Source organism: Streptomyces sp. NBC_00310, assembly GCF_036208085.1.
In the GTDB taxonomy this organism is placed as follows: domain Bacteria; phylum Actinomycetota; class Actinomycetes; order Streptomycetales; family Streptomycetaceae; genus Streptomyces.
Window position 1 is genome coordinate 5,315,782 of the sequence record NZ_CP130714.1, and the last position, 21,957, is coordinate 5,337,738.

Here is a 21,957-nt window from a genome sequence, read left to right on the forward strand (position 1 = left end):
CCGCACCAGGCAACGCACAAAGAACCCCCACGGCGCCCCCGGCCCTGTAAACCACCGCATCCGAGGAACGAAACCATCATGAGCCCCGCCGAAGGCGCCCACGAACCCCAGCGCATCCTCATCGTCGACGACGAGCCGGCGGTGCGCGACGCCCTCAAGCGCAGCCTCGCCTTCGAGGGCTACGGCACCGAGGTCGCCGTCGACGGCGCGGACGCGCTGGAGAAGGCGACCGCGTACCAGCCCGACCTGGTGATCCTCGACGTCCAGATGCCGCGGATGGACGGGCTGACCGCCGCCCGCCGGATCCGCGGCGCGGGCGACACGACCCCGATCCTGATGCTCACGGCCCGCGACACGGTCGGCGACCGTGTCACCGGCCTCGACGCCGGCGCGGACGACTACCTGGTCAAGCCCTTCGAGCTGGACGAACTCTTCGCCCGCGTCCGCGCGTTGCTGCGCCGCAGCACGTACGCGGCCGCCGCGGCCGACACCGCCGAGGTGGACGAGGCGCTCACCTTCGCGGACCTGCGGATGGACCTGGCGACACGGGAGGTCACGCGGGGCGGACGCCCGGTGGAGCTGACCCGCACGGAGTTCACGCTCCTGGAGATGTTCCTGGCCCATCCGCGCCAGGTCCTCACGCGCGAGCAGATCCTGAAGGCGGTCTGGGGCTTCGACTTCGAGCCGTCCTCCAACTCCCTGGATGTCTACGTCATGTACCTGCGCCGCAAGACCGAGGCGGGCGGCGAGCCCCGGCTCGTGCACACCGTGCGGGGTGTCGGGTACGTCCTGCGACAAGGCGGCGCGGAGTGAAGAAGCTCCTGAGCCGCTACCGCTCCCTGCCGATCCGGGCCCGGCTGTCGATGCTGGTCGCGGCGGCGGTGGCGTTCGCGGTGGCGGCGGTGTCGGTGACCTGTTGGTTCATCGTGCAGGGGAAACTGTACGAGCAGATCGACAACGAGCTTAAGAAGTCGATGGCCATGAGGGGCCTCGACCAGCAGGCCATGGACGCGATCGCCTACTGCACACAGACCGTCGACGAAGACGATCCCCGTCCCCGGAGCATCTACTTCCAGGTGGTGTTGAAGGACGGAAAGGCCTGTGTACTCGACTTCTCCGCCGGCGCGATCAAGGTCACCCAGACCGACAAGGACGTCGTCAACGACACCAAGCGCACTGAGGCCATCTACCACAACAGCGTCGCCTCGGACGGCACCGACGTACGCGTCATGTCCAAGCCCGTGAGCTATTACGACCCGCAGACGGGAGAACCGGCCAACGCGGCGTTCCTCACGGCCCTCCCTCTCAACGGCACCCAAGCCACCCTCAACGACCTCGCCCTGATCCTCCTCCTCGTCTCCGGCATCGGAGTCGTCGGCGCCGGTGCGGCCGGTCTGGCCGTGGCCCGCGCGGGGCTCCGCCCGGTCGACAAACTCACGGAAGCCGTCGAACACGTGGCGCGCACCGAGGACCTGAGCATCCGCATCCCGGTGGAGGAGGAGAGCGAGGACGAGGTGGCCCGCCTGTCCCGCTCCTTCAACTCGATGACGAGCGCACTCGCCAACTCCCGTGAACTGCAACAGCAGTTGATCGCGGACGCGGGCCACGAACTCCGTACGCCCCTCACGTCCCTCCGCACGAACATCGAACTCCTCACCCGCAGCGAGGAGACGGGCCGGCCGATCCCGGCGGAGGACCGCAAGGCCCTGCTCGCCTCGGTGAAGGCCCAGATGACCGAACTGGCGGCCCTGATCGGCGACCTGCAGGAGCTGTCACGCTCGGAGTCGGGCCAACAGGGAGGCCGGCACCTCCAGGTGGTCGACTTCCAGGAGACCGTGGAGGCGGCCCTGCGCCGGGCCCGTCTGCGCGGGCCCGAGCTGACGATCACGGCGGACCTGCAGCCCTGGTACGTCCGCTCCGAGCCGTCCGCGCTGGAGCGCGCGATCGTCAACATCCTCGACAACGCGGTGAAGTTCAGCCCCGAGGGCGGCACGATCGAGGTCTCCCTCGACACGGGTGTCCTCACGGTCCGCGACCACGGCCCCGGCATCCCCGTCGACGAACTCCCCCACGTCTTCGACCGCTTCTGGCGCTCCCCCAGCGCGCGGGCCCTGCCGGGCTCGGGCCTGGGCCTGTCCATCGTGGCCCGCACGGTCGAACAGGCGGGCGGCGAGGTGTCCCTGTCGCGGGCTGACGGCGGCGGCACGCTGGCGACGGTACGGCTGCCGGGGGCGGCTACTCCGCCGCCGGAGGCGGTGTAGGGAACTCAAGCGGGTCAGCTTCCTGCCAGAAGACCTCGTACACCAGGATCTGCGGATCCTCGCAGCGCCGATCGAAGCTATAGACCAGCCAGCCATAGCCCTTGTCGAAGTACAGGATGCGCGGCCCCTTGGGGTCGCTGGACCGCACTGGCTCGACGCGCATGCCCTCTGGGAGATTGCCATCGGCGTCGATGCCCCGGAAATACGGGTCCTTTGCAGTGACCAGCTCAGCGCGAGCCTCGTCAACGATATTCCGCGCATTCTCGGGCAGCGCATCACGGCCGACGAGGGCATCGAGCCGCCAGTCCATCTGCCAAGGCGGCCCCATGAACTCATCGGTCACTCGCCGGGCTCCAGCTTCCGCGTGCTGTAGCGAATCTTCGCCACCTCGTCGATCAGAGCCTTGGCCTCAGCGATGTCAGTCGCCTCTGCAGCACGGTGCTGGAGCCCGGTCACATGGGCGTCGAGCTGCGGATCACGGGCGATCGCGTACTCGCACCACCAGCGAGCCATGAACGCAGGCACAGGACCAGGGTCGTACGCGTCAGCGATCGCCCACTTCCAGTGGGCGTCGAAATCAGGGAGCAGCACGGGAGCGTGCTGGGCGATGGCCCTGCGCAGCGCCATCGGGGTCCGCTCGGGCATGGGAGGGATGACCGACTCGGATTCCGCAGCGTGGGGAGCCATGACCGGGGTCCTCCTTCGTCCTGCCGTGTCTACGACCATAGCCGCGCTCACCGCCCCCGCGCGGTGCGTCCACGCACCGGCTCCGGCCACGACGCGTAGGGGTCGGCCGAGGCGTCCACCCCTCGGTCGAACTCTCCATCGAAGATCGCATTCACTGTCATGACGCCACGGTGACCGAACCGCGTGCCTGCCCGTCCCGGTTTCCCCGCCGATTCACCCGACGGGATGCGCTCCGGCCCACACGTTGACGGCTTGCCCGCACCTCGGCCACACACCTGCCCGAGGGTGCTCAGCCGGCCGCGACGACCTTGACGAAGGCGGACCAGGCCCCGGCGGAGAACAGGAGCGGGCGGCTGTCCGGGACCTTGCTGTCCCGGACGGGGACTATGCCGGGGACTTCGTCGGTGACTTCGAGGCAGTTCGTTCCGCCCCCGTCGCTGTACGACGACTTGCGCCACACAGCAGTGCTGAGGTCGAGGGTCCGGTTCATGATCTGCACTCCTTCAGAAGGCGCTTGATGAACGCGGTCGACTCGGCCGGAGGCAGCGCCGCATCCCTGACGAGATCGTAGGACAGTCGAAGCGCCAGGACCTTGTCCGGATCGTCGATCAACTCGCCGATCCCGTTGCCCTCTGCGTAGGCGACCGGATCGCCGGTTCGCTGCCAAAAGAGCCAGAGGTGGCTGTCCATGAGGTCGTGCACACCGGCCGTCCAGGGCAGCACCTGAATGGCGACGGAGGGCAACTCCGCAGCCTCCACCAGGTGCGAGAGCTGCTCCTCCCACACCTTCGCCTTCGGCACAGCCCGCCGTACCGCTCCCTCATCGAGAATCACGCGGATACTCGGCGCTGGCTGGCGGTACAGCAGTTCCTGCCGCCCCATACGCGCAGCCACCTGTTCCTCGATCTCCTCGCTGTTGCCTGCCGTTGTCTGGGCTCCAGACAACCCTGACAACACCGTGCGGGCGTAGTCCTCGGTCTGCAAGATGCCCGGCACCCGCAGCTGGAACATCCACATGACCCGGGCCGTCGCCTCCAGCTCCATGAACGCCTTGTACTTGTCCTTGATGACCTCCTTGCGCGCGTCCCGCCACAGACGAACCAGCAGGTCACCGGAGTCGTAGTAGGTGTCCAGGTCCTCCATGACCGCCCGCTTGGAGAGCCTCTCCCCCTTCTCCAGGCGATAGAGATAGCTCTTGTCGTACGAGGTCTCCGCCGCCAACTGGGCCAGGGTCTTGCCCGCCTTCTCACGCAGGAACAGCAGGGTCCGGCCGAGCGCGGCACGCCCTGATTGCCGCTCCCCGTCAACGACTTCGCCCATGTCACCCCTCACCGTTGTCTGGCGCTCCAGACAACGCCAGGCCTCTTCCCCAACGTACGTCGCAGCAGTGACGATCGGAACACGAACGGTAATCACCGCTCGTCAGGTCGACCCTGAAATAACCCTGAGACGAAAGAGGGGCACCGGCATGCGCGCACTCGTCGTGAGGCTCTGCGAGGCACTGACTCGGTGGGCCGCACCCGGCCCGCCACCGTCCGAGGTGGGGGAGCTGTTGGAACCCGCCCCGCCCCCGCCGCCCCAGAAGCCCGTCGACATCTGGCCGTTCGAGCCCTACGACAACTTCGTACGGCCCTACGTGCTCAGCGCGGAAGAGTTGTACAGCCACGGCTTCCACGCCAGTCATGGCATCCACGGCATCGAGGTCCCCGCATGATGACCGGCCTGCGTCTGCTGCCGTGGACCACCCCCGACGGCAAGCCCTGCTATCTCGACCAGGACACGGCCCACCCCGGGGTCCTCTCCCTCCTCGCCGACAGTGTGGAGGCGTCCCAACTGGGTTCGGCGGAGCAGGTGTTGGCCGGGAGCAGGGCCGTGCTCCAAGACCCCGCGGCCGGGGAGCGGGCCGTGCGGTTCGCGCTGACGCGGGCGGCGGAGTCGTTGGAGGACGTACTGCGGATCGCGGTCAGCAGGGGGCAGCGGATCGGTGAGGGCGATCCCGATACCGGTGCCGATACCGATACCGATACAGATGCCGGTGCCGGTGCCGAAGTCCGCTACGGCCTCCCCTAGTCGTCGGCGTTGATGTGCAGGACGCCGGCCGCTCCGTCGAGGGTCGCCTCGTCCAGGGGGAAGTAGCGCGACTGTTGTGCGGAGGGGTGCGTGCGGGTCCGGGCGGAGGTCGGTTCGGGGGCCGGGGTCAGGGACCAGGTGGTGGTGCGGCGTTGCAGGGCGGCCTCGTAGGTGTCCGGGGCGGGGTCCGTGAGGCCGAGCGCCTCGCTGCGGCCCAGGCTGCCCGCGATGAAGGCGTACCGCTCGCCCACCAGCGGGCCCAATACGGCGCCGGCGCCGTACCAGTGGAGGTCCAGGTCGTCGCGCATGCGCATATGGCTGCGGCTGCGCTGGAGGTGCACGTTGTGGGCGAAGACCAGGGTCGGGCCACGGCCGGCCTCGAGGGTGCGGATGTCGAGGAGGTTCTCGACCATGAGGGCGTCCCGGGTGGCGAGCAGGCGGGATATACGGGTGCTCTCCTCGACGGGCTGTGCCAACTGCCTGTGATAGCGCAGCAGGCCGAGACCGGCGGTGAGGTGGGCCTTCGCCCTGAACCACTCGGCACGCGAGGTCGCCGCGATCAGTTCCGGTGCGCGGGCGTGGAACTCGGTGAGCAGGTCGTCCGCGAGGCAGCGGAGCGTCTCGGCCTCCGCCGTGGCGCCGAGGGACATGGCCGGGTCCATGACCGCCTCCGTACGACTCCAGCGTTCGTCGTCCCCGGCGAGGCTCGCGATGTCGACGGCCGAATCGGAGGCGAGAGCGAGGGGGGAGACGGGGCCCGCTTCGCGGGCGAGGTAGGCACGGGCGTGTTCGAGGTAGCGGCGCGGGCTGGGCGCGCTCATGTTCTCCATCTCGGCGTCGATGCCGTGGAAGGCGAGGCGTTCCGCGGGCGGGCGGGTCCGGTTGTACTCGCGCATCCAGGTGATCAGTTGCCGGTTTGGGGCCAGTTCGCCGCGGCCGAACGCGATGCCTTCGCTCATCACCTCGTCGAAGTCGCCGGCCCCCTCCTGGACATGGGCGTCCACGGCCAGCGCGGGCACGCGGTCGGTTTCCAGGGCGATCGAGCGGAAGCCCTGATCGACGAGTTGGGCGAACAGTTCGTTGCGGACGCGCGCGAAGGCCGGTTCCTGGTGGGTCGGTTCGCCGAGGGCCAAGAGGTCGCACGACGGGGTCACGAAGTCTCGAATGTCCTGACTCATGAGCCTCGATCGTATCCTTGAAAGGTCGGTTGAGCCTTGGGAGGCCCAAGCCGCATGACGGCAGCGACCACGTCCCGTAAAGTCTCAAACCGGTGACCACCATGCGACCTTCCGACCTCGCCCGCGAGCACGGCCTCTCGACCCAGGCGGTCCGCAACTACGAGCGGGACGGGTTCATCCCGGCCGCCGAGCGCACGGACAGCGGTTACCGGATCTACACCGAGGTGCACGCGGCGGCCCTCCGCGCCTTCCTCGCCCTCGTCCCGGCCCACGGCCACTCGGCCGCGGGACAGATCATGCGCGCCCTCCACGCGGACGCCCCCGGCAACGCCCCTGCCGACGCCCTCGACGACGCCCTGACGATCATCGACCGGGGCCACCACCAGTTGCTCCGCGACCGGGAGACCCTCGACGCGGTACGGAGGGCGGTGGATCACCTGATGGCGGAGGCCGGCACCACGCCCGCCACCGACCGGCCAACAGGGGCCAGCCGGTCGACAGGTGACGGCCCGCCAACAGGTCCCGGCCGGTCAACAGGTGCCGACAGACGAACCATCGGCGAACTCGCCCACCGGCTCCAGGTCACTCCGGCGACCCTCCGCACCTGGGAGAACGCCGGCATCCTCACCCCCGCACGCGACCCGCTCACCGGCTACCGCCTCTACCGCGCGACCGACGTCCGGGACGCCGAGCTGGCCCATCTCCTGAGGCGCGGGGGCTACCCCCTGGACCACATCGCCACCGTGGTCCGGCAGATCCGGACGGCCGGCGGCACCGACACCCTCTCCGACGCCCTGGACGACTGGCGGCGCAGGCTGACCGCGCGGGGCCTCGCCATGCTCGACGCGGCCACCCACCTCAGCCACTACGTGAGCCTGCTCGGCAGAGGCCCCTGAGCACGAAGCACCGACCCCTGAGCGTGCAGCGCCGCCCCCCGTGCGCGAAGCGGCGCTCCCCGTGCACGAAGCGCCGGCCCTTGACCGGAAGCGCCGCCGCGTACCGACGCGCACGCGTTGTGGATCTTGAGTGACGTGTTCGTGACAAGTTTCTGAGAGGACTCCGAGAAACCTCTGAGGCGCCTGTGATGACGGTCGTGTTCGCTACTGGTGAGTTGAGTTCTTCGAGTTCTCCGTTCCCCCAGACGACAGAACCGGTGGCCGCCGACGCCGGCGTACAGCAGTAGGAGCGCACACCCATGCGAACTGCAGTCAAGGCATCCCTGAAGAGCACGCTGAAGAAGACCGCACTCGTCGCCGCGTCCACCGCCCTGGCCGTGTCCGGTGCCCTGGCCGGCGCCGGTTCCGCCCAGGCGGCCACCGGGCCGGGCGGCGCGACGAACATCCGGGGCGTGGACCCCGGCAACACCGACTCGATGATCGAGCGGCTCTGCGCCCAGAAGACGAGCATGACGGGCGTGTACGGCGCGCTCAACGTCCGGACCGGCGAGTTCAAGACGCAGGACGAGTACCTGCGGGACGTCTTCGGGCTGTTCGTGCCCGCCGGGGACTGGGAGACCTTCCGCGGCTGGTGCGGCAACGTGCAGGCGTCGACCTGGTCCATCAAGGGCGCCCCCGTCCGCACCTCCCCCTGGATCGGCAACCGGGGGTCGCAGGCCGACAAGGAGACCTTCGTCAGCAGCTACAGCACCAAGACGTTCGCCAAGAAGAGCGTCGGGGCCCAGCTGAGCCTCTCCGTCGCCAAGAGCATCTTCTCCGGCAGTGCGGGCGGCAGCTTCTCGTACGAGTGGGGCTGGGAGAAGACGGCGAGCTTCGAGCGCCGCAGCGAGAAGGCGATCCCGCCGTGCACCCAGATCGCCGTGACCTGGACGCCGTACCAGCGTGTGGTCCGCGTCACCCCGGTCTTCTACGTCGAGGACTACTCCTGGAACAAGGGCAACGGCGAGAAGACCGTCCACACCTGGCGCAACCGCTCCTACCGCACGATCTACTCGCACGGTTACTACATCGACGGCACCTCCGACAAGCTCCTCCCCAACGGCCAGCCCGACGGCCGCGAGGACAAGTGGGAGGAGAAGCTGGACCCGAAGAGCTGCGCCCGCTGAGGCCCGTTCCTCCGGGGAAGCTCCGGGGAAGCCGTAAAAAAGAACTCCCCGCGCCCCTGGTCGCTCTCGCTTCCAGGGGCGCGGGGCTGTGACAGGTGCGGCTCCGCCGCGTGGGCGCCTAGCTGATGACCGTGATCCGGTTGGCCGTCGGCGGCGCGAGCGGGCTCGCGGCCGAGGAGTTGGCCAGCAGGTACTGCTCAAGGGCAGCGAGGTCGTCCCCGCCGACCAGGTCGTTCGTGCCCTGGCCCAGCGTGGTGAAGCCGTCGCCGCCGCCCGCGAGGAAGCTGTTGGTGGCGACGCGGTACGTGGCGGCCGGGTCGATGGCGGCACCGTTGAGCTTGATGCTGTCGACGACGATGCGGGCCGCGCCGGTCTTCGTGAGGTCGAGCGTGTAGGTCAGACCGGACGACGGCAGCAGCACCTTCGGGGTGGCCGCGTTGACGCCGGTGACCTGCTCCTGGAGAACCGAGACGAGCTGGGCGCCCGTGAAGTTCTGCAGGTTGACCGTGTTGGAGAACGGCTGGACGGTGAAGCCCTCGGCGTAGGTCACCACGCCGTCGCCCTCGGTGCCCTTGGCCGCGTAGGTCAGCGGCGCGCGCACACCACCGGGGTTCATCAGCGCGAGGTCGACCTCGGGGTCCAGCGCCTTGCCGTACCAGTACTGCGCGTCGGCGATCAGGTCACCCATCGGGGACTCGGTTCCGGCGTTGGGCACGTCGGCGGATATGTAGCCGATGGCGCGGTTGCCGATCGGGGCGGCGAGGGTGTTCCACCTGCTGATGAGGGCCGTCATGTCGGCGGCCTTCTCGACGTCACGGGTGACCACGTGGTTCGCGGAATCCACGGCCGTGCGCGCGATGTCGCCGGTCTTGCGGTCGTACGTCAGCGTCGTGTCGGTGTAGAGGCGGCCGAAGGACGCGGCCGAGGTGACCATGCGCGGCTTGCCCGCCGGGTCGTTGATCGTGCAGGCGTACGCGGCGTGCGTGTGGCCGGTGACGAGGGCGTCGACCTTCGGCGTGATGTTCTTGGCGATGTCGACGATCGGACCGGAGATGCCGTCACCGGCGCCGGGCGCGTCGCAGTCGTAGTTGTACGACGTGGAGGCGGGGGCACCGCCCTCGTGGATCAGCGCGACGACCGACTTGACGCCCTGGCGCTCCAGCTCCTTGGCGTACTTGTTGATCGTCTTGACCTCGTCCTTGAAGGTGAGGCCCTTGACGCCCTCGGCGGAGACGACACCCGGGGTGTCCTCCAGGGTCACACCGATGAAGCCGACCTTGACGCCGTTCTTCTTCCACACCCAGTAGGGCTTCAGGAGCGGCTTCTTGGTCTTGTTCTCGATGACGTTCGCCGCGAGGTACGGGAAGTCGGCGCCCTTGAACTTCTTGCCCTTGACGTAGCAGCCGGCGGTCGGGTGGCAGCCGCCCTTCTGCAGACGGGCCAGTTCCTTCGCGCCCTCGTCGAACTCGTGGTTGCCGACGCTCGTGACGTCGAGGTCGAGCCCGTTCAGCGCCTCGATGGTGGGCTCGTCGTGGAAGAGGCCCGAGATCAGCGGGGAGGCACCGACCATGTCACCGGCGGCGGCCGTGATCGAGTAGTCGTCGGGGCGGCGGGCGTCGCGCAGGTGCGTGGCGAGGTACTCGACACCACCGGCGTTGATCGTCGTGGTCGTACCGTCCTCGTGCAGCTCGGTCACCCGGCCCGAGGAACCGGCCGGCGGCTCCAGGTTGCCGTGCAGGTCGTTGAACGACAGCAACTGCACGTCCTGGTACCGGCTCGGCTTCTCCTTGCCGGGCTGGTTCGGCTTCGCCTCACCGGCGCTCGCCGGAAGCGCGGCGGCCAGCGCCCCGACGGTCGCCAGGCCGGCCGCGGCGGCGAGGATCCGGTTACGGCGGCTTCTACGGCGGTGCGCTTGGGGTGTGGCTGACATGTGCCCCCCTGGATTCGTGAGAAGTGTGAGAAACGTGAGAACAGGCCCCGTGCGGCCGAAGCCTAGGGTCAACGCGCGTAGCGCGGCAGGGGGTTCATGGTTACGACCTGGTTGCCATCAAGGAGGACTCGCAACGAAGTTGGACATTCAGCGCCCCGGAGAGGCCCGGGGAACCGCGCGATCGACCACATCCGGCCAGTGGCCGTGCGTCAACGGTTTCCAGCCGAGCTCGTAGGCACCCTCCCTCCCCACGACTAACCTCGAACCCATGACCAGCGACGACACCGCCCGGCCCGGCCCAGCCGCAAGCGCAGCCGCCCGCAGTATCGAAACCCGCCTGGAACTCACCCCCGACCAGAAGGCGGCCGTCCTCGCGCTGCTGGACGAGGCCGCCCAGGTCGACGGCCAACAGGCGGTGTCCGAGCAGGGCCGCCTCCAACTGCGCGGCGGCCCCCGCGACGGCGTGCGCCATCTCCTCCTCAGCGCCGGGGACGACCTGGTCGGCTACGCCCAACTGGAGGACAACGACCCCGTCGAGGCCCCCGCCGCCGAACTGGTCGTCCACCCCTCCCACCGGGGCCACGGCCACGGCCGGGCCCTCGGCTCCGCCCTGCTCGCCGAGTCCGGCAAGCGCCTGCGCGTCTGGGCGCACGGCGGCCACTCCGCCGCCCGGCACCTCGCCCAGGTCCTCGGCCTCACCCTCTTCCGCGAACTGCGCCAGATGCGCCGCTCGCTGGCCGATTTCGACCCGCCCGAGCCGGTGCTCCCCGACGGCGTCACCGTCCGCGCCTTCGTCCCCGGCGAGGACGACGCGGCCTGGCTCGCCGCGAACGCGGAGGCCTTCGCCCACCACCCCGAACAGGGCTCCCTCACCCAGCGCGACCTCGACGACCGCATGGCCGAACCCTGGTTCGACCCGGCGGGCTTCTTCCTGGCCGAACGGCAGGGCGGCGAGGGCGGCGCGGGCGGGACCGGCGGCGCCGAACTGATCGGCTTCCACTGGACGAAGGCGCACGCCGATGAACAGCTCGGCGAGGTCTACGTCGTGGGCGTCCGCCCCGGCGCCCAGGGCGGCGGCCTCGGCAAGGCCCTGACCACGATCGGCCTGCGCCACCTCGCGGCCCAGGGCCTGCCCACCGCGATGCTCTACGTCGACGCCGACAACAAGGCGGCGGTGACCGTGTACGAACGCCTCGGCTTCGTGACGTACGAGACGGATCTGATGTACCGCAGCGAAACCTGACACATCCTCACACATCCGCACGTACGCGGAGTTGTCCACAGGCTGGGGGCGGTGTTGTTGACACCGCCCCCTCTCTTGCACCACCCTTTCACTACTCAATTAGTGAAAGGGTGGTTGTCCGAGTGGTCGAGTACCGCATCGACCGGCGCAGCGGTGTCGCCACCTACGTGCAGATCGTCCAGCAGACCAAACAGGCCCTGCGGCTCGGCCTGTTGGAGCCCGGCGACAAACTCCCCACGGCCCGCGAGGTCGTGGAGGCCACCGCGATCAACCCGAACACTGTGCTGAAGGCCTACCGCGAGCTGGAGCGCGAAGGCCTGGTCGAAGCCCGCCGCGGTCTCGGCACGTTCGTACGGAAGTCACTGGGCAGCACGCCCGTCGACTCCCCGCTGCGGGCCGAGCTGGACACCTGGGCCGTACGAGCCAGACAGACCGGGCTCGAACGGGACGACGTGGAGGCGCTCTTCACGTCCGTACTGGACGAACACTTCACACAAGATCAGCGAGACCGGAAAGATCAGGGGGACGAGGCATGACGGGGACCGCGATGAAAGCGGCCGCGCTCGGAAAGAAGTTCGGGTGGCGGCAGGGGAACTGGGCACTGCGTGACTGCACGCTGCGGCTGCCGACGGGGCGGATCTGCGCGCTCGTCGGACCGAACGGCGCGGGCAAGTCGACGCTCCTGGCCCACGCGGCCGGGCTGCTCGTCCCCACCGAGGGCGCCATCAGCGTGCTGGGGACGACCCCGGCGGCGGCCCGCGAACGCATCGCGTACGTCGCCCAGGACAAGCCCCTGTATCCGCAGCTGACCGTCGCCGAGACCCTGCGGCTGGGCCGTGAGCTCAACCCCCGGCGCTGGGACGCGGCCGTCGCCGAGCGGGTGGTGGACGAGGGCGAGCTGAACCGGCACGCGAAGATCCGCTCCCTCTCCGGCGGCCAGCGCACCCGGGTCGCGCTCGCCCTCGCCCTCGGCAAGCGACCCGAACTGCTGCTCCTGGACGAGCCGATGGCCGACCTCGACCCGCTCGCCCGGCACCAGCTGATGGGCACCCTGCTCGCGGACTCCGCCGAGCACGGCACCACTGTTGTCATGTCCTCGCATGTAGTGGCCGAACTGGAGGGTTCCTGCGACCACTTGTTCCTGCTGGGCGCCGGACGTGTTCGGCTCGCGGGCCCGCTGGACGAGCTCCTCGCCGCCCACACCCTGGTCACCGGCCCGGCCGGCGACCTCGCCCCGCACACCGTCGTCGAGTCCCGCACGACAGGGCGTCAGCTCACCGCGCTCATCCGCCCGCAGGGCCCGATCGGCACCGGCCGGCAGACCGCCGAGCCGACCCTGGAGGAGCTGGTCCTCGCCCACCTGAGGGCACCTCAGGCACCGGCCCTCGTCATCGACGAGGGCGACGGCGACCACGCCGACGGGACCGAGGCGCGGGAGGCGGCCGTATGAGCACCACGACCACCGGGACCGCCGCGACCCCGGCCGCCCGCTCAGAGCACCCGATCCCCGCCCCGGCCATGACCCCGATCCGGGGGCTGATCCGGGCGACGCTCCGCCTGCACCAGTCGGCGCTGTGGTTCTGGGGGCTGCTGGTGGTCCTCATCGCCGGCGGGCTGGTGTGGGCCGCCGGACCGGGGCTCGACGCGGCCTGGACCGAGTATGCGAAGAACGGCTGCGAGAGGACCGACTACTGCTCGACAGGCGCCGCGTACACCCGCTACGGGCTGGCCGTCACCCTGGGCTCCGACCTCCTCACCCTCGCTCCTGCCCTGATCGGCACCTGGGCGGGCGGCGCCCTGGTCGCCCGCGAGCTGGAGAGCGGCACCGCCCGGCTGGCCTGGAGCCAGTCCGTCTCCCCGGCCCGCTGGCTCGCGGCCAAGCTCGCGGTCCCGGCCGCCCTGATCGTCTCGGGGACGGTCCTGCTGACCCTGCTGAACCGCCTGGTGTGGTGGCGGGAGGAGCGGCTGCGGCACGAGCTGGGGACACGGGACTGGTTCGAATACAGCACCTTCATGGGCAACGGCACCCTCGCCACCGCCTACGCCCTGCTCGCCCTGGCCCTCGGCGTCCTCGCGGGCGTGGTGCTGCGCCGCTCGCTGCCCGGGCTCGCCGCCGGGTTCCTGGGCGTGATCGTCGTCATGGGCACGCTCCGGACGTGGCGCCACGCCCTGTGGCCGGTCGAGACCCTCGTTTCCAGGACGCAGGACCGGGCCTGGACGGGTGACCTGGTCGACCGCGGCCTGATCACCACCTCGGGCGCCCGCGTCTCCAACGCCGGATGCGAGGACGTCTCCTGCGACCGGACCGACGTCGCCGGGTTCTACGCCGACTTCCACCCCTCCTCCCACTTCTGGCCCCTCCAGCTCGTCGAGACCGGCATCCTCCTCGCCCTCACCGCCCTGCTGGTCCTGGCCGCCTTCCACCTGCTCCGGCGCCGTACGGAAGGCCCCTCATCGACCCGTACGGGAGGCACCCCATGACCGCCACCACCAGCGCGCCCGCCCCTGTCACCCGGGGCGGGCCGCGCCCCCGGGGCATCGTCTGGACCGTGCTGCGGCTGCACCGCTCGGCACTGCTGGTGTGGGCCGCGTACGTGCTGGTCATGGTCGGGTGGATGCTCTGGCTGCAGTACGTCACGGGGGCGGAGGCGCGTGCGGAGCGCGCCGCCTGCCGGAAGCTGGAGAGCGGGTGCATCGACCTCGAGTCGGCGTTCGCCTACTCCCAGGCCATGAGCTGGGTCGGCACCCTCATCGCCTACTTCTCCTACGCCGTGGCCGCCTGGGCCGGCGCCTCGCTCACCGGCCGCGAGATGGAGCGGGGCACGGCCCTGCTGGCCTGGACCCAGTCCGTCACCCCGGTCCGCTGGCTCACCGCGAAGCTGGCCGTGTCCGCCGTCGCGCTGACCGCCGGCACCGCCGTCCTGGTGCTGGTCTACCGCTGGGTCTGGTCCTCGGACCGGGACCTGAGCGGCGACGAGTGGTACTACACCGACCCCTTCGTGAACCGCGGCCCCGCCGTCCTCGCGTACGCCCTGTGCGCACTGGCCGTCGGCGCCCTGGCGGGCCTCGCCCTGCAGCGGGCGCTGCCGGCCCTGACCGTGGCCTTCGGCTTCATGCTCCTGTTCCACCTGTGGCTCGACGACCACTCCAACGAGCTGTGGCCCGCCAAGACGCTCACCGGCACCGCCGCCAGCCGGCTGCCGATGACGGCGGAGCAGCTGGACCTGGGCGCGATCACCGGCCCGGGCAGCCGCGCCGCCGACCTGAGCTGCTTCGACGCCGACGCCGACGTCGACTACACCCGCTGCATGAGCCAGAACGGCTTCACCGACCTGTACGCCGAGGTGCACCCGGTATCCCACTTCTGGCCCCTGCACCTCATGACCACCGGCGTCATCCTCGCCGTCGCCGTCCTCGCCACCGCCGCCGCCTACGGGACGCTGCGCCGCCGCGCCCGCTGACGGCCCCCTGACCCGGCACGCCCTTCCTACGGGGGGATGGGCGTGCCGAAGGCGTACGCCCGGTGAACAGCGTGCGACGGCGTGCGAGGACGAAGGAGCGTGCACCGGGGGCGCACGCTGGCCTCCGTGGAACCGGCGGTCCTCCCCGCGCTATCCCATACGTAAGGTCTCCGTAACCGGTCATTCAGACGGCCTTGCGACGCTTCCGCAATGAACCCCGTCGTGCCCGAGCCCTCGCCTCCCCCACGCAGCGGCCCCAGCAACGGGAAAAGCGCGGGGAGCGGCCCCCGTGCGACCGCGCCCGGCGCCCCGCACGCCGCCGACGTCGTCGCGCGCATCGACGCGGACATCGCCGAGAACGACGCCGTGAACGCCGCCTCGCCCGTCCCCGCACTTCCACCGGCCCTGTCCGACGCGCCTGTGATGCTCGCGACGCGGAACAATGGTGTTATGAGCCAGTCCAACGCCCAGGCAGCCCAGGTCCAGCACGCGCAGCCGTCCGTCGGCTCCATAACCGGCCACCGCCCCCACACGGTGTCGGCCGTGGTGTCCGACCTGGAACCCGACATCGACGCCGACCTCGACGCGTACGAGGAGGACGACCAGGGTGGCGAAAGGCTGCCGCAGGGCCGTTTCCTCGACCGGGAGCGCAGCTGGCTCGCCTTCAACGAGCGCGTCCTGGAACTGGCCGAGGACCCGAACACCCCCCTCCTCGAACGGGCGAACTTCCTGGCGATCTTCGCCAGCAACCTCGACGAGTTCTTCATGGTCCGGGTGGCCGGCCTGAAGCGCCGTATCGCCACCGGCGTCGCCACGAGGTCCGCCTCCGGTCTCCAGCCCCGCGAGGTGCTGGAGATGATCTGGGCCCGCTCCCGCGAGCTGATGGCCCGGCACGCCGCCTGCTTCCACGAGGACGTCGCCCCGGCGCTGGCCGAGGAGGGCGTGCACCTGGTCCGCTGGAGCGAACTGGAGGAGAAGGAGCAGGCCCGGCTCTTCACGCTCTTCCGTCACCAGATCTTCCCGGTGCTGACGCCGCTGGCCGTCGACCCGGCGCACCCCTTCCCGTACATCTCGGGTCTCTCCCTGAACCTGGCCGTCCGCGTGCAGAACCCGGTGACCGGCACCTCGCACTTCGCCCGCGTCAAGGTGCCGCCGCTGCTGTCCCGCTTCCTGGAGGCCTCCCCGGGCCGGTTCGTCCCGCTGGAGGACGTGATCGGCGCCCATCTGGAGGAGCTGTTCCCGGGCATGGAGGTGCTGGAGCACCACGCCTTCCGGGTCACCCGCAACGAGGACCTGGAGGTCGAGGAGGACGACGCCGAGAACCTCCTCCAGGCCCTGGAGAAGGAGCTCATGCGGCGCCGCTTCGGGCCGCCGGTGCGCCTGGAGGTCGAGGAGAGCATCAACCAGGAGGTCCTGGACCTGCTGGTGCGCGAGCTGAAGATCAAGGAGTCCGAGGTCTACCCGCTGACCGGGCCCCTGGACCTCACCGGCCTCTTCCGCATCGCCTCCCTGGACCGGCCGGAGCTGAAGTACCGCAAGTTCGTCGCCGGCGTCCACCGCGACCTGGCCGAGGTCGAGTCGGCGTCCGCGCCCGACATCTTCGCCGCCCTGCGCAACCGGGACGTGCTGCTGCACCACCCGTACGACTCGTTCTCGACGTCGGTGCAGGCGTTCCTGGAGCAGGCGGCCGACGACCCGGACGTCCTCGCGATCAAGCAGACCCTGTACCGGACCTCCGGCGACTCCCCCATAGTCAACGCGCTCATCGACGCCGCCGAGGCCGGCAAGCAGGTCCTCGTCCTGGTCGAGATCAAGGCCCGCTTCGACGAGCACGCCAACATCAAGTGGGCGCGCAAGCTGGAGGAGGCCGGCTGCCACGTCGTCTACGGCCTGGTCGGCCTGAAGACCCACTGCAAGCTCTCCCTGGTGGTCCGCCAGGAGGGCGAGACGCTCCGGCGCTACAGCCACGTCGGCACGGGCAACTACCACCCGAAGACGGCGAGGCTGTACGAGGACCTGGGCGTGCTGACGTCGGACCCGCAGGTCGGCGCGGACCTCTCCGACCTCTTCAACCGCCTCTCCGGCTACTCGCGCCGCGAGACCTACCGCCGCCTCCTCGTCGCGCCCAAGTCCCTGCGCGACGGCCTGATCGCCCGCGTCAACAAGGAGGTCCAGCACCACCGTGCCGGACGTCCCGCGCACGTCCGCATCAAGGTCAACTCGATCGTGGACGAGGCGCTCATCGACTCCCTGTACCGGGCCTCGCAGGCGGGTGTTCCGGTCGACGTGTGGGTGCGCGGCATCTGCGCCATACGCCCCGGCGTGCCGGGCCTGTCGGAGAACATCCGGGTCCGCTCGGTCCTCGGCCGCTTCCTCGAACACTCCCGGATCTTCGGCTTCGGCAACGGCGGCGAGCCGGAGGTGTGGATCGGCAGCGCCGACATGATGCACCGCAACCTCGACCGCCGGATCGAGGCCCTGCTGCGGGTCACCGACCCGGCCCACCGGGCGGCGCTCAACCGCCTGCTGGAGACCGGTATGTCCGACACGACCTCCTCCTGGCACCTCGGTCCCGACGGCGAGTGGACCCGGCACGCGACCGACGCCGACGGCCAGCCCCTGCGCAACGTCCAGGAGATGCTCATTGACGCCCGGAGGCGCCGGCGTGGCACAGCAACACCTTGACCCCACGGACCCCACGGTCGTACCCGCCGATGCCGTCGCCGGCTATCTGCGGGCCCGGGCCACGGAGTTCCTCCGCGCGCTGCGCACCCACCGCGAGACCGGTGGGGGCGCGGCGGCGGGCGCCGAGGAGTCCACCGACGCGGCCCTGGCCCTGCGCCGCTCGGCCCGCCGCATCAGCGGCACGCTGCACACCTTCCGCCCCCTCCTGGACGCCGACTGGTCGGAATCCCTCCGCCCCGAACTGGCCTGGCTGTCCGGCACACTGGGCCGCGAGCACGCGTACGCGGCCCGCCTGCACCGCCTGGTGACGGCCCTGAACCGCCTGTCCGGAGCCACGAACTTCCCGACCCAGACGGCGATCCCCACCCGCACCACCACCGCCTCTACGGGCAGCCGCTCCACCACCTCAGCCTCCGGGGGCAGCCGCTCCACCACCTCAGCCTCCGGGGGCAGCCGCTCCGCCACCTCAGCCTCCGCTGTGGGCAGTCGTTCCGCTGGGGCGGAACGGGTGGGCACAGCGGACCCCGGGACCGCCGGCCCAGGTACCCGCCCCCCGGCCGCCCCCGATCGCGGCAACCTCACAGTCGGCGCGGCCAAGGCCGGCGCGCTCCTGGACCGCCAGCTCACCCTCGCCCGCACCCGGGCCCACTCGGCGGCCCTCCAGGCCCTCGGCTCCTCCCGCTTCCACGCCGTCGCCGACAGCGTCGCCGTACTGGCCAGCGAGGTCCCCCTCACCCCCACCGCCCCCACGGCCGACCTGCGCCCCCTGGCCGCCGCCGCCCACGACCGCCTGCGCGACGCGGTCACCGGCCTGCCCCTGCACACCGCCGGCCACCCCTACAACGCCGAGGCCCTCATCCACGGCCTCTCCCCCGACACCGCACCCCACCCGCAGGACGCCCCCTGGCACCAGGTACGGCTCCTGCTCCGCCTCCACCGCTACGCCCTGGAGGTCCTGTACCCCGAGGCCGTCCCCGTCGACGTACGCCTCCTCGCGGCCGGCGAGGCCCTCAACCGCCACCGCGACGCCTCCGAAGCGGCCTCCGCGGCGGCCGCCGCCGCCCGCACCCCCCGTATCGCCCCGGCCACGGCCTACGCCCTCGGCGTCCTCCACGCCGACCAGCGCCACGAGGTGGAGGCATCCCGGTTCGCGTTCCAGCAGTCCTGGCAGAAGGAGGCGGTGAGCACGTCGTGAACGAGAACACCGACGCCGTGATCCGGGCGGCGGGCTGCGTCCTGTGGCGCCCCTCCCCCGACGGCGGGGACCTGCGGATCTGCCTGGTCCACCGGCCGAAGTACGACGACTGGTCGCACCCCAAGGGCAAGTTGAAGCCCGACGAGGACGCCCTCGCCGGCGCGCTGCGCGAGGTCGAGGAGGAGACCGGCCACCGCTGCGCGCCCGGCCCCCGGCTGCCCACGACCCACTACTTCGTCAACGGGCGCGCCAAGCGGGTGAGTTACTGGGCGGCCGAGGCGCTCGACGGCCACTTCACGCCCAACCGCGAGGTGGACCGGATCCTCTGGCTGGACCCGGCCGACGCCCGCGACCGTCTCACCCAGCCCCGCGACCGGGAACTGATCGACGAGTTCCTGGCGATCCTCCGCCACGCGTAACCCTCACCACGCGACCCCTCACACCCCGCCCGCCGCGTGCCCCTCCGCGTCCGTCCGGGCCAGGCTCCGCGCCCGTCTGGCCGGCCCGCGCCACCCACAACTGCATCTCGCCACACAGAATCGGCCCTGCTCGACGGTGTTCGTACGGTGCTGCTGCGGGGGTACCGGCTCGTCCTGGTGCGCCACACCCACAACGTTACCCAGGGCAAGTAAGCGTCTCCCCCCTCCCGCCACGGGCTATTGGGCGCACCGCGTGACAACCCTCCCCACTCGTCGTTATCCGGACAAGCGGGAGGACCCGGTACGGACCCGGCCAGGGGGTTGGCAGGCGATGGTGACGCGGCGGCACGGCAGGACGGGCGCGGTGCTCGTCGCGGCAGGACTCATCGTCGGCGCGGCCGGTGTCACCGGCTGCGCGTTCGGCGGCCTCGCCGACGACCCCCTCCCCTACGACCCGGTCGACCTGCTGCACCGCGCCGCCCCCGCCCTCGTCCGCGCGGGCAGCTCCAGGGCCCGTACGGAGATGGAGATGGCCACCGGCGGTACCCGCGTGACCATCCGCGGCGAGGGCGTCTACGACTACGGCAGACAGCTCGGCCGGCTCAGGGTGCTGTTGCCGCACGACCCCGCCGGCCGCAGCGAACACCGCCCGATCACCGAACTCCTCGCCCCCGGCGCCCTGTTCATGAAGAACCGGGGCGCGGGCGTCCCCGCCGACAAATGGGTCCGCGTCGACACGGGCGCCCTCTCCGACGGCAATCTGGTCACCGGCGGCGCCACCGACCCGTTCGCCGCGGCCGAGGTGCTGCGCGGGACGCGTACGGCGAGCTTCGTCGGCGAGGCCGAGGTCGACGGCACACGGGTCCGGCACTACCGCGGCACCGCCGACCTCACGATGGCCTCCCGCGCGGCCTCCGAGGGCAACCGGGCCCCCCTGCGCGCCGCCGCCGAGGGCTTCGCCACCGCCCGGGTCCCCTTCGACGCCTACCTCGACGACGAGGGCCGCATCCGCAAGGTCCGCCACCGCTTCAGCTTCGTCAACGGCGCCCGGCAGGACACGATCGCCGTCGCCTCGACGACCCTGCTGTACGACTTCGGCGTCCCCGTCGACGTACGCCTGCCGCGGCCCGAGGACATCTACGCCGGGAAGATCGCGGAGGAGTAGCCCCGAGGGGTAGCGGAAAGTACGGGGCCGGAAATGGTCCGTTGGTGCCATGCGCGGGCTGTGGGCCGCTGCCTACCCTAGGGGTCGGTGACGGCGGAGAAGAGGTGATGCACGTGGCTCCGGCAGGCGGTACGGCGGTTCAGGACCACGTGGCCCTCGCCGAGATCGAGCTCTGCGGCGATCTCATCATCGCGGCCTCCGCCACCGACGGCGACCGCCTCAGCCCCGACCGCATCGACGAGGTCCTGCGGGTCCGGGAAGAACGCTCCCACGAGGACGAACCGCGCCGGTAGCGGACCCCCGCGCCGGACGCCGTACCCGGCGGCCGTACCCGACAACCCCGTCCGGCGGCCGCACCCGACGACCGTCCCCGGTGGCCGAAAAAGACCCCCGGCGGCACGGGCGGCCCCCGGCCCTCCGACCCTCAGGTCCGCAGCAGCCGCCCGATCGCCTTCGTGGCCTCCTCCACCTTCGCGTCGATCTCGGTGCCGCCCTTGAGGGCCGCGTCGGCGACGCAGTGCCGCAGGTGTTCCTCGAGAAGCTGCAGCGCGAAGGACTGCAGGGCCTTGGTGGAGGCGGAGACCTGGGTGAGTATGTCGATGCAGTAGACGTCCTCGTCGACCATCCGCTGGAGCCCGCGGATCTGTCCCTCGATGCGCCGCAGGCGCTTCAGATGCTCGTCTTTCTGCTGGTGGTACCCGTGGATTCCACGGTCGTGGTCGGTCACGACACCCGGCTCCACTCCGTCTACGGCGGAGGGCACTTCAGCGCCGGCCCCTGTGGTCGTCATCGCAGCCTCCAGACATATACCCCTACCGGGTATATCGTATCGAACTTTGGCGGGTATACGCCCTGCGGGCAGCCCCCCTGCCGGTGAATCTGGCTGATGGGCGACACTGGGGGACGGCCCATTAGCCGTGGCCGGATGATGCGCCTAGCATCAGCCTGACCGAAACCAATGCATACCGAGGACCCCACGTGCGCTTTCGTCTGACCCCCAGGGAGACGAGCTTCTACGACATGTTCGCCGCGTCCGCGGACAACATCGTCACGGGCTCGAAACTCCTCATGGAACTGCTCGGGGCGGACGCCGCCGGCCGGGCCGAGATCGCAGAGCGTATGCGGGCCGCTGAACACGCCGGTGACGACGCCACACACGCGATCTTCCACCAGCTGAACTCCTCGTTCATCACGCCGTTCGACCGCGAGGACATCTACAACCTCGCGTCCTCCCTCGACGACATCATGGACTTCATGGAGGAGGCCGTCGACCTGGTCGTCCTCTACAACGTCGAGGAACTGCCCAAGGGCGTCGAGCAGCAGATCGAGGTGCTGGCGCGGGCCGCCGAGCTGACCGCCGAGGCCATGCCGAACCTGCGCACCATGGCCAACCTCACGGAGTACTGGATCGAGGTCAACCGGCTGGAGAACCAGGCCGACCAGATCCACCGCAAGCTGCTGGCCATGCTCTTCAACGGCAAGTACGAAGCCATCGAGGTGCTGAAACTCAAGCAGATCGTGGATGTGCTGGAGGAGGCGGCGGACGCCTTCGAACACGTGGCCAACACGGTGGAGACCATCGCGGTCAAGGAGTCCTGAAC

General features: G+C 70.5%; 24 protein-coding genes. 17 read left to right on the forward strand and 7 right to left on the reverse strand.

Features of this window, described 5'->3' with window-relative positions; genetic code table 11:
* Positions 1 to 78 precede the first annotated feature (78 nt).
* Both OG202_RS23315 and OG202_RS23320 read left to right on the forward strand, forming a co-directional pair.
* Positions 79 to 813, forward strand: a complete 735-nt coding sequence (locus tag OG202_RS23315; protein ID WP_326581290.1) for a response regulator transcription factor — start codon at positions 79 to 81, stop codon at positions 811 to 813.
* A complete protein-coding gene (locus tag OG202_RS23320) occupies positions 810 to 2,261 on the forward strand; it encodes a HAMP domain-containing sensor histidine kinase (protein ID WP_327728950.1) in 1,452 nt (483 codons plus the stop codon). Before OG202_RS23315 ends, OG202_RS23320 begins: the two co-directional genes overlap by 4 nt.
* Here the strand turns inward: OG202_RS23320 and OG202_RS23325 are convergent.
* From OG202_RS23325 to OG202_RS23340, 4 genes are all read right to left on the reverse strand, one after another.
* Positions 2,236 to 2,604, reverse strand: coding sequence for a hypothetical protein (locus OG202_RS23325; protein ID WP_326581286.1), 369 nt, complete (start codon positions 2,602 to 2,604; stop codon positions 2,236 to 2,238). The two genes, OG202_RS23320 and OG202_RS23325, sit on opposite strands and share 26 nt — an antisense overlap.
* Positions 2,601 to 2,948: a hypothetical protein gene (locus OG202_RS23330; RefSeq protein WP_326581284.1), complete on the reverse strand. Its 348-nt coding sequence runs from the start codon at positions 2,946 to 2,948 to the stop codon at positions 2,601 to 2,603. Before OG202_RS23330 ends, OG202_RS23325 begins: the two co-directional genes overlap by 4 nt.
* A 289-nt stretch (positions 2,949 to 3,237) precedes the next feature.
* Positions 3,238 to 3,438 carry a DUF397 domain-containing protein gene (locus OG202_RS23335; protein WP_327728948.1) on the reverse strand — a complete coding sequence of 67 codons (201 nt, stop codon included), beginning with the start codon at positions 3,436 to 3,438 and terminating at the stop codon, positions 3,238 to 3,240.
* Positions 3,435 to 4,268 carry a helix-turn-helix domain-containing protein gene (locus tag OG202_RS23340; RefSeq protein ID WP_327728947.1) on the reverse strand — a complete coding sequence of 278 codons (834 nt, stop codon included), beginning with the start codon at positions 4,266 to 4,268 and terminating at the stop codon, positions 3,435 to 3,437. Before OG202_RS23340 ends, OG202_RS23335 begins: the two co-directional genes overlap by 4 nt.
* A gap of 148 nt (positions 4,269 to 4,416) precedes the next feature.
* Here OG202_RS23340 and OG202_RS23345 point away from each other — a divergent pair, with 148 nt between their 5' ends.
* Together OG202_RS23345 and OG202_RS23350 are read left to right on the forward strand one after the other, a co-directional pair.
* Positions 4,417 to 4,662 (forward strand): hypothetical protein, encoded by a 246-nt coding sequence (locus tag OG202_RS23345; RefSeq protein WP_326581278.1) that lies wholly within the window; start codon positions 4,417 to 4,419, stop codon positions 4,660 to 4,662.
* A complete protein-coding gene (locus tag OG202_RS23350; protein WP_328223520.1) occupies positions 4,659 to 5,018 on the forward strand; it encodes a hypothetical protein in 360 nt (119 codons plus the stop codon). Before OG202_RS23345 ends, OG202_RS23350 begins: the two co-directional genes overlap by 4 nt.
* Here OG202_RS23350 and OG202_RS23355 read toward each other — a convergent pair.
* Positions 5,015 to 6,196, reverse strand: a complete 1,182-nt coding sequence (locus OG202_RS23355) for an erythromycin esterase family protein (protein ID WP_327728945.1) — start codon at positions 6,194 to 6,196, stop codon at positions 5,015 to 5,017. The genes OG202_RS23350 and OG202_RS23355 overlap by 4 nt on opposite strands.
* Positions 6,197 to 6,297: 101 nt before the next feature.
* On the opposite strand from OG202_RS23355, the gene OG202_RS23360 reads away from it, so the two are divergent.
* Positions 6,298 to 7,092: a TioE family transcriptional regulator gene (locus OG202_RS23360; protein ID WP_327728944.1), complete on the forward strand. Its 795-nt coding sequence runs from the start codon at positions 6,298 to 6,300 to the stop codon at positions 7,090 to 7,092.
* 299 nt (positions 7,093 to 7,391) lie between these two features.
* Entirely contained in the window at positions 7,392 to 8,258 is an 867-nt protein-coding gene (locus OG202_RS23365; RefSeq protein ID WP_327728943.1) for a hypothetical protein, read from the forward strand.
* 118 nt (positions 8,259 to 8,376) lie between these two features.
* Here the strand turns inward: OG202_RS23365 and OG202_RS23370 are convergent, their stop codons facing one another.
* Positions 8,377 to 10,188 (reverse strand): bifunctional metallophosphatase/5'-nucleotidase, encoded by a 1,812-nt coding sequence (locus tag OG202_RS23370; protein ID WP_327728942.1) that lies wholly within the window; start codon positions 10,186 to 10,188, stop codon positions 8,377 to 8,379.
* 268 nt (positions 10,189 to 10,456) lie between these two features.
* On the opposite strand from OG202_RS23370, the gene mshD reads away from it, so the two are divergent.
* From mshD to OG202_RS23420, 10 genes are all read left to right on the forward strand, one after another.
* On the forward strand, positions 10,457 to 11,431 hold the full coding sequence (gene mshD / locus OG202_RS23375) for a mycothiol synthase (RefSeq protein WP_327728941.1): 975 nt from the start codon (positions 10,457 to 10,459) through the stop codon (positions 11,429 to 11,431).
* A gap of 122 nt (positions 11,432 to 11,553) precedes the next feature.
* A complete protein-coding gene (locus OG202_RS23380) occupies positions 11,554 to 11,967 on the forward strand; it encodes a GntR family transcriptional regulator (RefSeq protein ID WP_326585746.1) in 414 nt (137 codons plus the stop codon).
* Positions 11,964 to 12,881 (forward strand): ABC transporter ATP-binding protein, encoded by a 918-nt coding sequence (locus OG202_RS23385; protein ID WP_327728940.1) that lies wholly within the window; start codon positions 11,964 to 11,966, stop codon positions 12,879 to 12,881. Before OG202_RS23380 ends, OG202_RS23385 begins: the two co-directional genes overlap by 4 nt.
* Positions 12,878 to 13,912 (forward strand): ABC transporter permease, encoded by a 1,035-nt coding sequence (locus tag OG202_RS23390; protein ID WP_328223521.1) that lies wholly within the window; start codon positions 12,878 to 12,880, stop codon positions 13,910 to 13,912. The genes OG202_RS23385 and OG202_RS23390 overlap by 4 nt, the downstream gene beginning before the upstream one ends.
* Entirely contained in the window at positions 13,909 to 14,892 is a 984-nt protein-coding gene (locus OG202_RS23395) for an ABC transporter permease (RefSeq protein WP_327728938.1), read from the forward strand. Before OG202_RS23390 ends, OG202_RS23395 begins: the two co-directional genes overlap by 4 nt.
* A gap of 450 nt (positions 14,893 to 15,342) precedes the next feature.
* Positions 15,343 to 17,577: an RNA degradosome polyphosphate kinase gene (locus OG202_RS23400; RefSeq protein WP_326585745.1), complete on the forward strand. Its 2,235-nt coding sequence runs from the start codon at positions 15,343 to 15,345 to the stop codon at positions 17,575 to 17,577.
* On the forward strand, positions 17,558 to 18,772 hold the full coding sequence (locus OG202_RS23405) for a CHAD domain-containing protein (RefSeq protein ID WP_328223523.1): 1,215 nt from the start codon (positions 17,558 to 17,560) through the stop codon (positions 18,770 to 18,772). The genes OG202_RS23400 and OG202_RS23405 overlap by 20 nt, the downstream gene beginning before the upstream one ends.
* Positions 18,769 to 19,191, forward strand: a complete 423-nt coding sequence (locus OG202_RS23410; RefSeq protein WP_328223525.1) for an NUDIX hydrolase — start codon at positions 18,769 to 18,771, stop codon at positions 19,189 to 19,191. Before OG202_RS23405 ends, OG202_RS23410 begins: the two co-directional genes overlap by 4 nt.
* Positions 19,192 to 19,522: 331 nt before the next feature.
* Positions 19,523 to 20,356 (forward strand): hypothetical protein, encoded by an 834-nt coding sequence (locus OG202_RS23415; RefSeq protein ID WP_326581259.1) that lies wholly within the window; start codon positions 19,523 to 19,525, stop codon positions 20,354 to 20,356.
* A gap of 107 nt (positions 20,357 to 20,463) precedes the next feature.
* Positions 20,464 to 20,649 (forward strand): hypothetical protein, encoded by a 186-nt coding sequence (locus tag OG202_RS23420; RefSeq protein WP_326581257.1) that lies wholly within the window; start codon positions 20,464 to 20,466, stop codon positions 20,647 to 20,649.
* A 131-nt stretch (positions 20,650 to 20,780) separates the two neighbouring features.
* Here OG202_RS23420 and OG202_RS23425 read toward each other — a convergent pair whose 3' ends face one another.
* Positions 20,781 to 21,146: a metal-sensitive transcriptional regulator gene (locus OG202_RS23425; RefSeq protein WP_326581256.1), complete on the reverse strand. Its 366-nt coding sequence runs from the start codon at positions 21,144 to 21,146 to the stop codon at positions 20,781 to 20,783.
* 188 nt (positions 21,147 to 21,334) lie between these two features.
* Between OG202_RS23425 and OG202_RS23430 the strand changes: the two genes are divergently transcribed.
* Positions 21,335 to 21,955, forward strand: a complete 621-nt coding sequence (locus OG202_RS23430) for a DUF47 domain-containing protein (RefSeq protein ID WP_327728934.1) — start codon at positions 21,335 to 21,337, stop codon at positions 21,953 to 21,955.
* Positions 21,956 to 21,957: the final 2 nt, after the last annotated feature.

What these genes read in the sequence shown, in the direction of transcription:
- OG202_RS23385 (WP_327728940.1), top strand. Translation starts at nt 11,964, where the DNA reads ATGACGGGGACCGCGATGAAAGCGGCCGCGCTCGGAAAGAAGTTCGGG.
- OG202_RS23340 (WP_327728947.1), bottom strand. Translation starts at nt 4,268, where the DNA reads ATGGGCGAAGTCGTTGACGGGGAGCGGCAATCAGGGCGTGCCGCGCTC.
- OG202_RS23355 (WP_327728945.1), bottom strand. Translation starts at nt 6,196, where the DNA reads ATGAGTCAGGACATTCGAGACTTCGTGACCCCGTCGTGCGACCTCTTG.
- OG202_RS23425 (WP_326581256.1), bottom strand. Translation starts at nt 21,146, where the DNA reads ATGACGACCACAGGGGCCGGCGCTGAAGTGCCCTCCGCCGTAGACGGA.
- OG202_RS23420 (WP_326581257.1), top strand. Translation starts at nt 20,464, where the DNA reads ATGCACGTGGCTCCGGCAGGCGGTACGGCGGTTCAGGACCACGTGGCC.
- OG202_RS23360 (WP_327728944.1), top strand. Translation starts at nt 6,298, where the DNA reads ATGCGACCTTCCGACCTCGCCCGCGAGCACGGCCTCTCGACCCAGGCG.
- OG202_RS23370 (WP_327728942.1), bottom strand. Translation starts at nt 10,188, where the DNA reads ATGTCAGCCACACCCCAAGCGCACCGCCGTAGAAGCCGCCGTAACCGG.
- OG202_RS23365 (WP_327728943.1), top strand. Translation starts at nt 7,392, where the DNA reads ATGCGAACTGCAGTCAAGGCATCCCTGAAGAGCACGCTGAAGAAGACC.
- mshD (WP_327728941.1), top strand. Translation starts at nt 10,457, where the DNA reads ATGACCAGCGACGACACCGCCCGGCCCGGCCCAGCCGCAAGCGCAGCC.
- OG202_RS23390 (WP_328223521.1), top strand. Translation starts at nt 12,878, where the DNA reads ATGAGCACCACGACCACCGGGACCGCCGCGACCCCGGCCGCCCGCTCA.
- OG202_RS23395 (WP_327728938.1), top strand. Translation starts at nt 13,909, where the DNA reads ATGACCGCCACCACCAGCGCGCCCGCCCCTGTCACCCGGGGCGGGCCG.
- OG202_RS23335 (WP_327728948.1), bottom strand. Translation starts at nt 3,438, where the DNA reads ATGAACCGGACCCTCGACCTCAGCACTGCTGTGTGGCGCAAGTCGTCG.
- OG202_RS23315 (WP_326581290.1), top strand. Translation starts at nt 79, where the DNA reads ATGAGCCCCGCCGAAGGCGCCCACGAACCCCAGCGCATCCTCATCGTC.
- OG202_RS23345 (WP_326581278.1), top strand. Translation starts at nt 4,417, where the DNA reads ATGCGCGCACTCGTCGTGAGGCTCTGCGAGGCACTGACTCGGTGGGCC.
- OG202_RS23415 (WP_326581259.1), top strand. Translation starts at nt 19,523, where the DNA reads ATGGTGACGCGGCGGCACGGCAGGACGGGCGCGGTGCTCGTCGCGGCA.
- OG202_RS23400 (WP_326585745.1), top strand. Translation starts at nt 15,343, where the DNA reads ATGAGCCAGTCCAACGCCCAGGCAGCCCAGGTCCAGCACGCGCAGCCG.
- OG202_RS23350 (WP_328223520.1), top strand. Translation starts at nt 4,659, where the DNA reads ATGATGACCGGCCTGCGTCTGCTGCCGTGGACCACCCCCGACGGCAAG.
- OG202_RS23330 (WP_326581284.1), bottom strand. Translation starts at nt 2,948, where the DNA reads ATGGCTCCCCACGCTGCGGAATCCGAGTCGGTCATCCCTCCCATGCCC.